This window comes from Lysinibacillus sp. NPDC094403 (assembly GCF_050278745.1).
In the GTDB taxonomy this organism is placed as follows: domain Bacteria; phylum Bacillota; class Bacilli; order Bacillales_A; family Planococcaceae; genus Lysinibacillus.
The window spans coordinates 26,573-41,164 of the sequence record NZ_JBNNTL010000027.1 but is presented as its reverse complement, the minus strand read 5'-3'; the positions used below and the strand labels follow the sequence as shown (position 1 = coordinate 41,164).

General features: G+C 37.4%; 15 protein-coding genes. 13 read left to right on the top strand and 2 right to left on the bottom strand.

Going from position 1 to position 14,592, the window contains the following annotated elements; translation table 11 throughout:
• The first annotated feature begins 208 nt into the window (after window positions 1-208).
• The 9 genes from ACQKMV_RS22585 (at window position 209) to mtnN (ending at window position 9,234) form a co-directional block, all read left to right on the top strand.
• Window positions 209-523, top strand: coding sequence for a DUF1292 domain-containing protein (locus tag ACQKMV_RS22585; RefSeq protein WP_427506620.1), 315 nt, complete (start codon window positions 209-211; stop codon window positions 521-523).
• Between the two features lie 921 nt (window positions 524-1,444).
• Entirely contained in the window at window positions 1,445-2,572 is a 1,128-nt protein-coding gene (mltG, locus tag ACQKMV_RS22580; protein ID WP_427506619.1) for an endolytic transglycosylase MltG, read from the top strand.
• 889 nt (window positions 2,573-3,461) lie between these two features.
• Complete coding sequence (locus ACQKMV_RS22575; RefSeq protein ID WP_427506617.1) at window positions 3,462-4,094, top strand: O-methyltransferase; 633 nt, start codon at window positions 3,462-3,464, stop codon at window positions 4,092-4,094.
• A gap of 5 nt (window positions 4,095-4,099) precedes the next feature.
• Window positions 4,100-5,032: a peptidase U32 family protein gene (locus tag ACQKMV_RS22570; protein WP_427506616.1), complete on the top strand. Its 933-nt coding sequence runs from the start codon at window positions 4,100-4,102 to the stop codon at window positions 5,030-5,032.
• A 14-nt stretch (window positions 5,033-5,046) separates the two neighbouring features.
• On the top strand, window positions 5,047-6,327 hold the full coding sequence (locus ACQKMV_RS22565) for a peptidase U32 family protein (protein ID WP_427506615.1): 1,281 nt from the start codon (window positions 5,047-5,049) through the stop codon (window positions 6,325-6,327).
• Window positions 6,327-6,965: a uridine kinase gene (gene udk, locus ACQKMV_RS22560; RefSeq protein ID WP_427506614.1), complete on the top strand. Its 639-nt coding sequence runs from the start codon at window positions 6,327-6,329 to the stop codon at window positions 6,963-6,965. The genes ACQKMV_RS22565 and udk overlap by 1 nt, the downstream gene beginning before the upstream one ends.
• A gap of 186 nt (window positions 6,966-7,151) precedes the next feature.
• Window positions 7,152-7,640, top strand: a complete 489-nt coding sequence (greA, locus tag ACQKMV_RS22555) for a transcription elongation factor GreA (RefSeq protein WP_068983694.1) — start codon at window positions 7,152-7,154, stop codon at window positions 7,638-7,640.
• 185 nt (window positions 7,641-7,825) lie between these two features.
• The gene (locus ACQKMV_RS22550) at window positions 7,826-8,479 is read left to right on the top strand and encodes a YrrS family protein (protein ID WP_427506613.1); all 654 of its coding nucleotides are present in this window, start codon (window positions 7,826-7,828) and stop codon (window positions 8,477-8,479) included.
• Window positions 8,480-8,541: 62 nt separating this feature from the next.
• Window positions 8,542-9,234, top strand: coding sequence for a 5'-methylthioadenosine/S-adenosylhomocysteine nucleosidase (gene mtnN / locus ACQKMV_RS22545; protein WP_427506612.1), 693 nt, complete (start codon window positions 8,542-8,544; stop codon window positions 9,232-9,234).
• A 623-nt stretch (window positions 9,235-9,857) separates the two neighbouring features.
• Here mtnN and sigK read toward each other — a convergent pair.
• Complete coding sequence (gene sigK, locus ACQKMV_RS22540; RefSeq protein ID WP_053484741.1) at window positions 9,858-10,565, bottom strand: RNA polymerase sporulation sigma factor SigK; 708 nt, start codon at window positions 10,563-10,565, stop codon at window positions 9,858-9,860.
• An 87-nt stretch (window positions 10,566-10,652) separates the two neighbouring features.
• Window positions 10,653-11,153, bottom strand: a complete 501-nt coding sequence (gene pssA, locus ACQKMV_RS22535; protein WP_100546109.1) for a CDP-diacylglycerol--serine O-phosphatidyltransferase — start codon at window positions 11,151-11,153, stop codon at window positions 10,653-10,655.
• Window positions 11,154-11,289: 136 nt separating this feature from the next.
• On the opposite strand from pssA, the gene ACQKMV_RS22530 reads away from it, so the two are divergent.
• From ACQKMV_RS22530 to aroE, 4 genes are read left to right on the top strand one after another with little or no spacing between them, the layout of a single operon-like run.
• Window positions 11,290-12,072: a phosphatidylserine decarboxylase gene (locus tag ACQKMV_RS22530; protein WP_427506611.1), complete on the top strand. Its 783-nt coding sequence runs from the start codon at window positions 11,290-11,292 to the stop codon at window positions 12,070-12,072.
• A gap of 33 nt (window positions 12,073-12,105) precedes the next feature.
• Window positions 12,106-12,630 (top strand): YqeG family HAD IIIA-type phosphatase, encoded by a 525-nt coding sequence (locus tag ACQKMV_RS22525; RefSeq protein WP_427506623.1) that lies wholly within the window; start codon window positions 12,106-12,108, stop codon window positions 12,628-12,630.
• Entirely contained in the window at window positions 12,627-13,730 is a 1,104-nt protein-coding gene (gene yqeH / locus ACQKMV_RS22520) for a ribosome biogenesis GTPase YqeH (protein ID WP_427506610.1), read from the top strand. The genes ACQKMV_RS22525 and yqeH overlap by 4 nt, the downstream gene beginning before the upstream one ends.
• A 30-nt stretch (window positions 13,731-13,760) precedes the next feature.
• Window positions 13,761-14,591, top strand: coding sequence for a shikimate dehydrogenase (gene aroE, locus ACQKMV_RS22515; protein ID WP_427506609.1), 831 nt, complete (start codon window positions 13,761-13,763; stop codon window positions 14,589-14,591).
• Window position 14,592 lies beyond the last annotated feature (1 nt).

The window sequence follows — 14,592 nt, the reverse complement described above, 5'->3', positions numbered from 1 at the left end:
TGAAAGCATAAGAGGTCTACTCGTGAGAGAAAGACTGCATGAAGGGTTGCGCCTTAATGTGAACAAGAAAAATATATACAAATATAAAAATGTTAACAACCTCTCTAAATAGGGTAATGTCCTCGGAGAATAAGGAAGACACAAAACGAAAGTCAAAAGATATAAGTTGTGTCACAGTAGAGATGTCTACATTTTTTAAGAAATGTATATGTTTTTCGTATCGGAAATGATTAATGAGGTAGTCCTAACACTTCTAGATGAGTTTGAAGAGGAGCCGCAGCTATTTACAGTAACAGATGAAGATGGAACAGATCAGGTATGTGAGGTCATTCATACATTTTCATCAGAACAATTTGGTAAATCCTATGTACTGTATGTTCTGGCAACGGACAAGCCAATGGAAGAGCCAGATATTTTTGCTGCACAATACGTAGCTGGAAATGACGGAACAATTGAAGAATTATTACCGATTGAAACAGATGAAGAATGGGCATTTGTTGAAGATGTATTAAATGATTTGTAATAAAAACTCTGAGTGGTAAAGTGCTGCTCAGAGTTTTTTTATCATTAAGCAACAAAACAACATTAAGGAATAGCTTGTGGAATATTAATAGAAAATTTTTATCTCATAAGTTTCCTCCTATAAATGAAATTTATGTATTTTCGACTGAATTTAATTGTTAAACATTAATGATTTAACACAAAACGCAAAAGTTTCTGTCCCAATGATGTCGTCAATTTTTCTCGAACCCTACTACTATTTCAGAATAATGAATAATTGAAGTTGGATAAAACAAAGGAGAATGATTTTACTGTTGAGGATGTTATAAAAAAACGAAAAAAATATACAATTAATCGGTGTTGATCCTCAGTTATTAGCTCGTTCATTAGCTGAAGTAGAAGCAGCGGCTGTCAATAAGATCAACGCCATAGAAGGGGACTATAACCCTATGGAGGATGCTCTCATGATAGAAGGAGCTGTTCGCCTTATGTCAAAATTATCGCGTTAAGTTGTTGGTGAACGAAGTGTGTCTAAAGCTAGTAAATGTGTCAAACATGAAGCTTTTCAATTATAGCCTCAAATAAGTAATACGTTATCACTTTAATTTGACATAGTAAGTTTCCAACCGTTAATGCGGGGAAAATATTATTGAATCTACTAACAATTTAGTTGGCAGATTTTTGTTTTGCTTTATGGAAGTATTAATCGAACCTATCCTATCCTAATGTAATCTATCTAGATTTTTCCAGTATTTTATCAAATCCATAAAATTGTTTTGATTTCACCTTGTTGACTAAACCTGTGAAAATCAACTTTGATTTATTATATTCATTCTTTTGTCGAAAGCTATTTCTATGTGTGATATTTCTACTGAATTATCTATTTCTGTTTGTCGTGAAAGTTGATTTCTAGTATGATAATGAAGTGATAGGGGGGAAACCCGTGAATAACGGTTCAAAAAAACAAGAAATGTTTTCAAAAATGCAAGAAAGAAAATCAGAGGTAAAAGTTGTGAGAAAAATCGTTGCTATTGTTGCAATTGCTGTTGTTCTAATAATTGGGATTGTCGGTTTACTAGGCTATAATTATGTGAAGAGTGCCTTAAAACCAGTGGATCCTGATGCGACTAAAACAATTGCAGTTGAAGTACCGATTGGCTCAAATTTAGGATCTATTTCGACGCTCCTAGAGGAAAAAGGGATTATTAAAGATGCTCGTGTTTTTAAATACTATGCTAAATTTAAAAATGAATCTCAGTTCCAAGCAGGGAAATATGATTTAACACAGGCAATGACATTAGATGAGCTAATCGAAAGTTTAAAAACCGGAAAAGTATACCGTAAACCAGTCTTTACAATGACAATACCTGAAGGTTTAACACTTGAACAAATTGGTAATATTGTGGAAAAGAAAACACCATACACTCAAAAAGAATTTATGGCTTTAGTAACAAGTGATGCATTTGTTCAACAAATGAAGGCTAAATACCCTGATCTTGTGACAGATGCGGTTTTAGCTGATAATATTCGTTATGATTTAGAGGGCTATTTATTCCCTGCAACTTATTCTTATTTTGAAGAAAAACCATCATTGGAATCGATTGTAGACGAAATGGTAGGGGCAATGGACAAGGTTGTGAAAAATTATAGCGATGTTCTAGCTGAAAAGAAAATGTCAGTTCATCAATTATTAACATTTGCTTCTTTATTGGAAAGAGAAGCTACTGCCCAAACAGATCGAGAAACGATTGCGAGCGTATTCTATAATCGTATCGATCAAGGGATGCCACTACAAACAGATCCAACTGTTTTATATGCACTTGGTTCCCATAAAGATCGTGTACTATATAAAGATTTAGAAGTAGATAATGCCTATAATACTTACAAAAATAAAGGCTTACCACCAGGTCCTATTGCAGGTGCTGGAAAAACTTCAATTGAAGCAGCGCTTAATCCAAGTAAAACAGATTATCTCTTCTTCTTAGCTGATAAAGAGGGTGTCAATCACTTCTCGAAAACTTATGAAGAACATTTACAGAAAGAAGAAAAATATTTGCGCAAGGCAGAGTAATTTCTTTTAACTTCTTTTAGTAGAAGTCCCCACCCTTAATAGGTGACATGAATGAGAGTTTAAGTTAATTTCAGCTGGTGTAGCAAACATCTGCTGAATTAATTTAAAGCTGATTCCGGACGCAATTATGCCGAGGCATAATTGATACAATTAAAAAATAAATAGCAATAATGTGGATAGAAGGAAAGAAAAATAGCTTTCCTTCTATTTTCGTGCTATTATAAATTGTGATTTTTATTCAATCCGCATGGAAAAATTCAATCAATCCGTTAATGCGGAATAATATACGTGGTGGCAATTGTTTTGAGCTTATAAAAACAATTGCTCATTTTTGTATGACGAAGTACCAAGACATCACGTTTGGTCTTTTTCTTTTTGTTGCTAAATGATGAAGTACAGACAACGAGGATGTCTCGTTGCCTTTTAACTTCTTTCAGCGGGTGTCCAACATCCGATGAAAGAAGTTAAAGCCTCCGGCGGATGTCACGGAATCGGTAAGGGAGCTCTTAGAGGATGTTAGCCAAAAATCATCGCATCCATGCGATAACGGTTAACTGACCTGCATCGTGTTGTTGCTGTCGCTACGCTTTCGCGCAAAAAACATTTGTTGCTGTCGCTACGCTTTCGCACAAAAAACATTTGTTGCTGTCGCTACGCTTTCGCACAAAAAACATTTGTTGCTGTCGCTACGCTTTCGCACAAAAAACATTTGTTGCTGTCGCTGCGCTTTCGCACAAAAAACATTTGTTGCTGTCACTGCGCTTTCGCACAAAAAACATTTGTTGCTGTCGCTGCGCTTTCGCACAAAAAACATTTGCTGGCCTAAGCACAAAGCCGATTCCGGACGCAATTATGCCGAGGCATAATTGATATGAGGGTGAACTTAAAAATGGAATTATCAGATGCATATATACAATCTTTTATTCAACCACGTAATGAATTGCTTTTAGAAATGGAAGCATTTGCGGAGGAGAATCATGTACCGATTATGCAGCTTGCAGGCATTGATGCACTAAATCAACTGCTACGTATTCAAAATCCGTCGAAAATTTTAGAGATAGGTACAGCAATTGGTTATTCTGCAATAAGAATGGCTGAGGCTTTACCGGATGTGCATATTGTTACAATCGAGCGTGATACAGAGCGTGTTGCTAGAGCAAAGGCTTATATCGAACGTTCTATAGTATCAGATCGTATTACGGTCATAGAAGGTGATGCCTTAGAGGTGAACGATGAAGCAATTCATACGACCTTCGATGCAGTTTTTATCGATGCTGCAAAGGGACAATATCAACGTTTTTTTGAAAAGTATGCGCCTCTTGTAAAATCTGGCGGAGTTCTGTATATCGATAATATGTATATGCATGGCTTATCAGATTTGGATTTAAAAGATGTACCGCGTCGCAAGCGTACAATGATTCGCAATTTAAAAAATTTTACCGAGTGGATTATGCAGCACCCTGATTATACAAGTGCATTTTTACCAGTCGGTGATGGTTTATTACTATGTTTGAAGAGGTGACTATTATGAAAAAACCTGAATTGCTTGTTACTCCGCAATCAGTGGACCATGTAAAAGCACTTTTACAGGCTGGAGCAGATGCTTTTGTCATTGGTGAACAACAATTTGGTCTTCGTCTAGCAGGAGAATTTTCTGTTAGTGAAGTGGAAGAAGCTACAAAGCTGATTCATGCAGCGGGTAAAAAGGTATATGTTGCGGTAAATGCGCTATTCCATAATGAAAAATTGGATGCGCTTGCCGAGTATTTAAAAGAAATGCAACGTATTGGCGTTGACCGTTTAATTTACGGTGATCCAGCAGTATTAATCATTCGTCGTGAGCAAGGTGTAACAATTCCGCTACACTGGAATCCAGAAACGACTGCAACGAACTGGTTTACGGCAAATTATTGGGGAAAACGTGGAGCAACTCGCGCAGTACTTTCACGTGAACTTTCTTTAGATGAAGTGCTAGAAATTAAAGAAAACACAGACGTAGAGATTGAGGTTCAAGTACATGGGATGACATGTATGTTCCAATCAAAACGCCCATTACTAGGCCATTATTTCTTATATCAGGATAAAGTAATGGAAATTGAAAATCGTAAGGAAAATCGCAATATGTTCCTTCATGATGATGAACGTAATAATAAATATCCAATTTATGAGGACGATAACGGTACGCATATTTTCAGTCCAAACGATATGTGCATTATTGATGAACTTGGTGAATTATTCGAAGGTGGCATTGATGCATTGAAAATTGAGGGTGTTCTTCAAACACCAGAATATGTGATCACGGTAACAGAAGCTTATCGTCAAGCAATTGACACATATTTTGACGAATCAGAAGATGCGTACGAAGATATTAAAGATGATTTATTAGCAAAAATTGAAGACATTCAGCCTGCTATCAGACCTCTTGATACTGGCTTTATCTTCAAGGAAACAGTTTACTAGGAGGTGGCAAGAACATGGCGTTAGCATTAGAACAAAATGACAAAATCCGTGAAATTGTCGACGGTAAACGTGTCATTACAAAAAAACCAGAGCTACTTGCCCCTGCAGGTAGTTTAGAAAAATTAAAAGTTGCAGTGCATTATGGTGCAGATGCTGTATTTATCGGTGGACGAGAGTTTGGTCTACGTTCAAACGCAGATAACTTCTCGATTGAGGAAATGCGCGAAGGTGTTGAATTCGCCAATAAATACGGTGCAAAAATCTATGTGACGACAAATATTTTCGCTCACAATGAAAATATGGACGGCTTAGAGCAATATTTACAAGATATTGAATCTGCGGGTGTTACAGGCATTATAGTAGCGGACCCTCTTATCATCGAAACATGTCGTACAGCTGCACCGAAGCTTGAAATTCACCTTTCTACACAGCAATCTTTATCAAACTGGAAAGCAGTACAGTATTGGAAAGAAGAAGGCTTACATCGTGTTGTATTAGCCCGTGAAGTAGGCGGCGAAGAAATGAAGCTGATGAAGGAAAAAGTCGATATTGAAATTGAGGCATTCGTTCATGGAGCGATGTGTATCGCCTATTCTGGTCGCTGTGTACTTTCAAATCACATGACTGCTCGTGACTCTAACCGTGGTGGTTGCTGTCAATCTTGTCGCTGGGACTATGATTTATATGAGCTAGAGGATGGCGAAGAAAAGGCACTTTTCGATGACAATCACGCACCTTTTGCGATGAGTCCGAAAGATTTAAAGCTGATTGAAGCAATTCCACATATGATTGAGCTTGGTATTGATTCATTAAAAGTAGAAGGTCGTATGAAATCAATTCACTATGTTGCTACAGTTGTTTCAGTGTACCGCAAAGTGATTGATGCTTATTGTGCTGACCCTGACAATTTCAAGATTAAACGTGAATGGCTTGAGGAACTAGATAAATGTGCAAACCGTGATACTGCTGAAGCATTCTTCCACGATGCACCTGGCCACGAGGAGCAAATGTTTGGTATTCATGGCCGTAAAACGACTTATGAGTTTGCTGGTTTAATTTTAGAGCATGACCCAGAAACGAAGATGGTTACAATGCAACAACGTAACTATTTTAAACCTGGCGATGAGGTAGAATTCTTTGGACCAGAAATCGAAAACTTCCGTTTTACAATGGGTGAAATTTGGGATGAGGATGGCAATAGCTTAGATGCTGCTCGTCATCCACTACAAATTGTGAAATTTAAATGCGATACACCATTAAAACCGCATAACATGATGCGAAAGGAGAATAATTAATGGCAGTGAAGCGTCCAGTCGTCATCGGAATCGCTGGTGGCTCATGCTCAGGAAAAACGAGTGTGACCCGTGCTATTTATGATGTTTTCCGCGATCATTCAGTAGTTGTAATTGAACAAGATTTTTACTATAAAGATCAAAGTCATTTAACGTTTGAGGAGCGTTTAGGTACAAACTATGACCATCCGTTAGCGTTTGATAATGATTTGTTAATTGAACACATAAAAAAATTATTGGTACGTCAACCAATTGAAAAGCCTGTATATGATTATGTAGAGCATACAAGAGCAAAAGAAATTATTCATGTTGAACCTGTAGATGTTATTATACTAGAAGGTATTTTAGTGTTAGAGGATGCAGATTTACGTGATTTAATGGACATTAAATTATTTGTAGATACAGATTCAGATCTACGTATTATTCGTCGTATAATGCGTGATATAAAAGAGCGTGGGCGAACAACGGATTCTGTAATCGAACAATATTTAACGGCAGTGCGTCCAATGCATAATTTATTTATTGAGCCTACGAAACGTTATGCTGATATTATTATTCCTGAGGGCGGGGATAATGAAGTTGCAATTGATTTGATGGTCACGAAAATTAAAACTATTCTTGAAACTGACAACGTATTGTAATAAGATAGAGTGGTATTGACAATATTTTCATGCGAATCATTGCATATTTCTGAAAAGCATGCATACTATTAGGTCAAAGAGAATTTTGAAACCGATTAAAAACAATAAAATTCGATTAAATGCATCACACATGGCATTTGGTCGAGTTTTATGTTTTTGTATTGATGAAATAAGGAGTGAAGGACTTTGGCAAACGAAAAACAATACCCAATGACAGCTGAAGGTAAAAGAAAATTAGAAGAAGAATTAGTAAAATTAGAAACAGAAACACGTAAAGAAATTGTTGAACGTATTAAAATCGCTCGCGACTTCGGAGATCTTTCTGAAAACGCTGAGTATGATTCAGCTAAAGAAGAACAAGCCTTTTTAGAAGGTCGTATTTCTACGTTAAAATCAATGATTCGTAACGCGGTTATTATTTCTGAGGATGAAACAGACAACAGTGTAGTATCACTAGGGAAAACGGTTACATTTGTAGAAATTATTAATGGTAAACCATCAACGGATGAGGAATCGTATACGATTGTTGGTTCGGCTGAGGCAGATCCAATGGAATTCCGCATTTCAAATGAATCACCAATTGCTAAAGGCTTGCTAGGTCGTGCTGAAGGCGAAGAGGTTGTCGTACAAACACCAGGTGGTGAAATGAAAGTTAAAATTATTTCAATAAAATAATTTTTTTGTACAAGCAGTTAGCTTATCTTTTTAAAGGAGAGCTAGCTGCTTTTATCTTCATGCTATCATCTATGGAAAATACGTTGAGATGCCTTTATTTTTCTCCATAAAAAAATATATGAGCACAATTATTTTGCAAGTACAGTTGAACTTGATAGAATAATGGCTAGAGAGGGGGAGACTTCATGAGTGAACGACAAACTCGAAGCAGTCGTCATTTGCAGCCATCTCGTAATAAGAAGCTAGATAAACTATTGAATGTTTTAATTGGTATTGTCGTGATATTAATTATTATAACAGCAACATTTGTGTTTAAATGGCAGGATAATGCAGGAAAAGCTGAGAAAGACGAGCCAAAACAAGAGCAAAAACACGATAACGAGAATGTGAAGGACAAGCCTTCTAAAGAGCAAAATAATGATGTTACAGGTCAAGAGGAAAAACCTGCAAAGGAAGATTCTACAGAAGAGACTCAAACACCTGAAAAGGACGCTACTATTGAAACTACGTCAGACAACCCAATTGTTGACAAGGTCATAACAAATAAAAATTGGCAGCCTACACCTACAGCACAATCAGGGCAGCATGTGTCTTCTTACGATGATCAATCAATAGACTGGGCTGAAAAGGTAGCAACTGTTACAGCCGTTACAAGTATCGAAAAGGATAATATGATTATCTGGCGTATGGGAAATAACGGTAACGCTAATTCGGCTATTGCAACAGTATCAACGAAGGATAAGACAAAAATGTATCGCGTTAGCATGGAATGGGTCGACAATGAAGGTTGGCAACCAGTGAAAGTGGAACAACTAAATACTTTAAATGGCGCCTATTGACGAAAATAACTTGATTGCTTATTTTTATATAGAGTTAAATTAAGAAGGGAAGTAAAATAGACATGAAAATTGCTGTAATCGGCGCAATGGAAGAAGAGGTAGAGCTTCTACGAGCATCATTAGATCAAGCAAAAAGCACAACAATTGCAGGCAGTGAGTATACAACAGGAACTTATAATGGGAAAGAGGTAGTTTTACTAAAAAGTGGTATAGGTAAAGTGAATGCTGCAATGTCAACTACTATTCTATTACATGAATTCAAGCCTGATGTAGTCATTAATACGGGCTCTGCCGGAGGCTATGATGAAAATCTTGAAGTAGGCGCAGTCGTTATTTCAGATGAAGTCCGTCATCATGATGTAGATGTAACAATTTTCGGTTATGAAATTGGTCAGATGGCAGGAATGCCAGCTGCTTACAAATCAGATGAAAAACTTATGAAAGTGGCTGAAGAGGCAGTAGAGGCTGTTGGAGAGCACCAATACGGTATAGGTTTAATTTGCTCTGGTGATACTTTTATGAATGATCCTGTTCGTGTAGAAGCTGTCCGTCGTCATTTCCCTCAAATGAAGGCAGTAGAGATGGAAGCAGCAGCTGTTGCACAAGTATGCCATCAATTTGGTACTCCGTTTGTTGTTATTCGTGCTTTATCGGATATTGCTGGAAAAGAATCGAATATTAGCTTCGATGAGTTTTTACCAGTAGCTGCAAAGCATTCAACACAAGTAGTACTGAAAGCTATCGAATCGTTATAAAATCAATAAATAGTGGGGGTTTTCATTGTTTCCGCTGATTATTATTTTTCACCATTCTGCGGTATAAACTACACAAAATAGTCAAAATGAGTAGCTTTTAGTGTGAGAAAAATCACAGTTTAAAAGTCTCGCTAATGCTAAACTGTTGTTAATTAAATCTCTTCATATATAGATGGGAGGCATTCATGATGCTATTTTTAACAGCAGGTGTAGTCATTTTAACGATGTTACTTGGTACACTTATTTCAGTAGAACTCTCAGAGTCTGTTGAAACTCATTAAGAGAAAAAGCTCTCTTGCGACATTTAATGACGCAAGGGGGCTTTTTTATTGGGATGGCATTTGTTAATATGTATGCTGCTTTGTATATAAGTTGATTGGAGTGGAACTTGGCGACTCCTTGGGATCAACGTCACAGCCCTGGAGCGTATAGGAACGAAAGCTAAGAGCATCAAGTCCTGTGATAACGCCTTCGTAACCAACAAAGCGCCAAGTCGGAACGGATATCAACCCCACGTTATGGTGATGAGCCTAAGGATTACTTTTGTAACAAAAAATACAAGATTTAAAGCAGAATTATGTTATGGGTTTATTGAAATTTTATAATTATCAATTTACAATATATTACTCAATAATCTTTTGATCTCGTTTATATAATTGATAGAGTTTAATAAGAGCTCGCTTTTCAATGCGAGATACATAGCTACGAGAAATATTTAAACGTGCAGCAATTTCCTTTTGTGTAAGTGCATCCTGTTGGTTTAGGCCATAGCGTAGTGTAACGATTTCGAGTTCACGTTCGTCAAGCATATGCAAATAATGATATAGTTGGGCAACATGCTCTTTATGTTCAAGTTTTTCTGTTGCACTTTCTTCATCGCATTGTAAGAGATCTCGGATTTGTAGGGCGTTACCATCTTTATCTGTACCGATTGGCTCAAATAAGGAAACATCTTTTTGCACTTTTTTCTGTGTACGCAGATGCATTAAAATTTCATTTTCGATACAACGGGCGGCATAAGTGGCAAGGCGGGTTTTTTTGTCAGGAGTATAACTTTCTACAGCTTTCATAAGACCAATAGTACCGATGGAAATATAATCATCAAGTTGTTCATGCTTTGGGTGGAATTTTTTCACAACGTGTGCGACGAGTCTCATATTGCGTTCAATTAGATCAAGACGCGCTTGCTCATCACCGCCTAAAAATCGTTCAATACAAGCAGCTTCCTCTTCTTTTGAAAAGGGTTTATGGAATGTTTGCCCCTTTAAATAGCCAAGTAACGCTGGGATCTCAAGCCATAACTGCAACATAGATGTAAAAATTCCGCTCATTGAATGATTTCATCCTTTCCCCATTTTTCGACAGTATATGTTATAAAACTGTGTTAAATGAAAAAAAGTGCAACAGCAAATGCGCTGTTACACTTTTTTTAACGTGATTGTACTAATCATGAGTAATGCTAGTATTGGGAATAGGAAAAGGTAAAATGCCGGGTGGAACGTATTAGATGCAAAATACGTTAAAGTTAAGATCGTACCTGCCGCTGTAATTGGTAACCCTGTAAAATAACCGTTAGCTTCAGAAATATTGAAGCGAGCTAATCTCATCGCACCGCAAATGATGTATAGTACTGTCATTGTCATTCCGACGAAACCAAAGTCGACTAAGACAACTTTATACATTAATAATGCAGGCGCCACACCAAATGATATAATATCACTCATAGAATCTAATTGTTTACCTAAATCAGATACTTGTCCGAGTGCTCTGGCTACCTTTCCGTCATATCGATCAAGAAGGGCTGCGATAAAGATAAACAAGACACTGTAGCTATAGTATTCGTGTAGTGTAGCCATTATGGCCGCTCCGCCGAAGGACATATTACTGATTGTGATAAAATTTGCTGCTTGCGATTTCATTTTCTTAACCGTGGTATCCACCAACTTGTGATAAAAAAACAAGGGGGATCACTCCTTTGCACTTAAGATATTGTACCATTATACTTCGAATGCGAAAAAATTGACAGTCTAAATTAATCGATAGGGGTTTTGTTTTATGAAAGAAAAATTATATCAACGCTTGATTGAATTAACAAATGGAAAGCAATCCTCCCATCTTTTGCAATCTATTGCAAAAGCGAAATGGAGTAAACGTATTATTCCTAGTTACATGAAGGTATACGACATTAATCTTGAAGAAGTTTCAAAAAAACAACAACAATTTTCAAGTTTACATGACTTTTTTACAAGAGAGCTTTTAGAAAATGCACGTCCAGTTGAACAAGATCCCACTATCTATGTAAGTCCAGTAGATGCCAAAGTGGAATCATTTGGACGTATTGAATGGGATATGACATTTCTTGTAAAGGGTAAGCCTTATGCATTACAAGATTTACTTGGCAATGCAGAACGTGCTTCACAATATGCAGATGGACATTTTATCGTGTTTTACTTGAGTCCTGCAGATTATCATCGTATTCATAGTCCGATTGATGGGCAAGTGCTAAGGCAATATACACTTGGACAAAAATCCTATCCTGTTAATCAGGCCGGTCTTACATACGGTAAAAAACCAATTTCACACAATTACCGTTCAGTAACAGAGCTGAAAGTCCCTAATAACCAGCAGGTAGCGTTTATTAAAGTTGGTGCTACCTTTGTAAACACTATCGTACTTACTAATACAACGACACAGTGGCGTAAGGGTGAAGAAGTCGGATATTTTTCGTTCGGCTCAACAGTAGTTATGCTGTTTGAAAAGGATGCAATAGAATTTACGGAAAATGTTGTACAAGGAAGCCCAATTCGAATGGGTGAAGCCTTTGCAAATATGCTATAATGGTCGAATAATACGTTTAGATTAGGGGTCGCTATTTTGTATAATTTTTTATTACCAGACGAATTTGTCACGAGTATTTTTGAAATTACACCAGAAAAGCTTCAAGACTTAGGCATTAAAGGAATCATTACGGATTTAGATAATACGCTTGTGGAATGGGACCGTCCAGATGCAACGGAAGAGCTTATTATTTGGCTTCGCATTATGAAAGAATCAGGCATTCGTGTTATTATTGCGTCAAATAACAAAGAAGCACGTGTAAAGCATTTTGCTGAGCCATTAGGTATTCCATATATTCATAAGGCGAGAAAGCCACTTCGTAATGCCTTTTATGGTGCAATTATTCAATTAGGGCTACGACCACAGGAAGTAGTAATGGTAGGAGATCAACTACTAACAGATGTAATGGGCGCAAATCGCTTAGGCCTGCATACGGTACTAGTAAAACCAGTTGCACAATCAGATGGGCTAGTAACAAAATTCAATCGATTTATTGAACGTCGTGTGTTCAATGATTTAAAACGAAAAGGTATTAATACTTGGGAGGAAAAAGAATGAACGAAATGCCAAATTGTATTGGCTGTGGTACAACAATTCAAACAGAAGATAAAACAGCAGTTGGGTATGCACCCCCATCATCATTAGAAAAAGACGTGGTCATTTGCCAACGTTGCTTCCGTTTGAAAAATTATAATGAAATTCAACCAGTTTCATTAACAGATGACGATTTTTTACGCATATTAAACGGTCTTGGAACACAGCAAGGCTTAATCGTAAAAATTGTTGATATATTTGACTTCAATGGGAGCTGGTTACCAGGACTACACCGCTTCGTTGGTAAAAATCCTGTGTTATTAATCGCGAATAAAGCCGATTTATTACCGAAATCTGTGAAACCGAAAAAAGTGATTAATTGGCTAAAACGTGAAGCAAAGGCTCTTGGTCTACAACCTGTCGATGTACTTTTAGTGAGTGCCCATAAAGGTAAAGGGATGGCCGAAGCAATGGAAGCCATTGATGAGTACCGTAATGGACAAAATGTGTACGTTGTAGGTTGTACAAATGTTGGAAAATCCACGTTCATTAATCGCATTATCAAGCAGGCTACTGGTGAAGGTGAGATTATTACAACTTCTCATTTCCCAGGTACCACTTTAGATATGATTGAAATTCCATTAGATGATGGTAGTGCATTATATGATACACCAGGAATTATTAATCACCATCAGATGGCACACCATATTGATTCTAGCGAATTAAAATATATTATGCCTAAAAAAGAAATAAAGCCAAAAGTGTATCAACAAAATGCTGGACAAACATTATTTATCGGCGCCCTTGCACGTTTTGACTTTATTCAAGGAGATCGTTCGGCATTTACGGTTCACGTGGCAAATGACTTACCAATACACCGAACAAAGCTTGAGAAGGCAGATGCATTGTATGCTGAGCATAAGGGTGAATTACTGGCACCTCCAACTGCTGAATTTATAGAACAGCTACCGCCATTAGTGCGTCATGAGTTCTCAATCAAAGATGCGAAAACAGATGTTGTATTCTCTGGTCTTGGATGGATTACTGTGCAGCATGCCAATGTAGTTGTAGCAGCTTATGCGCCAAAGGGTGTACAGGTTTCAATTCGCCCATCACTAATTTAGGAAGTACAAGTAGAGAAGAGGGACTAAGAAATGAAGAAATGGTTTGCAGTTATTGGTGATCCGATTGAGCATTCAAAATCCCCAGCGATGCATAATGCATGGTTCGAGGAATTGTCGATAGATGCGACGTATATTCCAGTGCATGTATCTTCTGAAAATTTGGAGTCAGCGGTTGCTGGCTTGAAAACATTAGGTGCTAGTGGCTGGAATATTACAATCCCACATAAAACAGCGATCATTCCTTACTTAGATGAGCTAGATGAGTTGGCAGAAAAAATGGGAGCTGTCAATACGGTTGTCCGAACAAAAGAAGGAAAATTAAAAGGCTACAATACAGACGGTGTTGGTTTTGTTCGCTCATTAGAAGAAGCGATTGGCATGTTACATAAAAATAAGCCAGTCCTTCTTATCGGTGCGGGCGGTGCTGCTCGTGGTATTGCTTTTGCCATGCAGCAGCAAGGTTATACAAATTTAACCATTGCAAACCGTACAGTGGCAAATGCCCAAGCAATTGTCGATGAAATGGGCATAGGTAAAGCCATTTCTTTAATGGAAGCCGAGGAAACATTAGCTGATTTCGGCATTTTAGTGCAAATGACATCGGCTGGACTTGCTACGGGCAATTTTTCAATGCCATTTTCACTAGAACGACTTGCAGAAGGCGCAATTGTTGCCGATATTGTGTATAATCCATTAATGACGCCTTTTTTAAAAGCGGCTGAGGAAAAAGGAGCAACCGTCGTTACGGGTCTTGGAATGTTCGTTCACCAAGGAGCTATTGCTTTTGAGCATTGGCTTGGTAAATACCCAAATACAAATTCAATGATTGCCCAACTGAAGGTGCAATTAGGAGGATATTAAT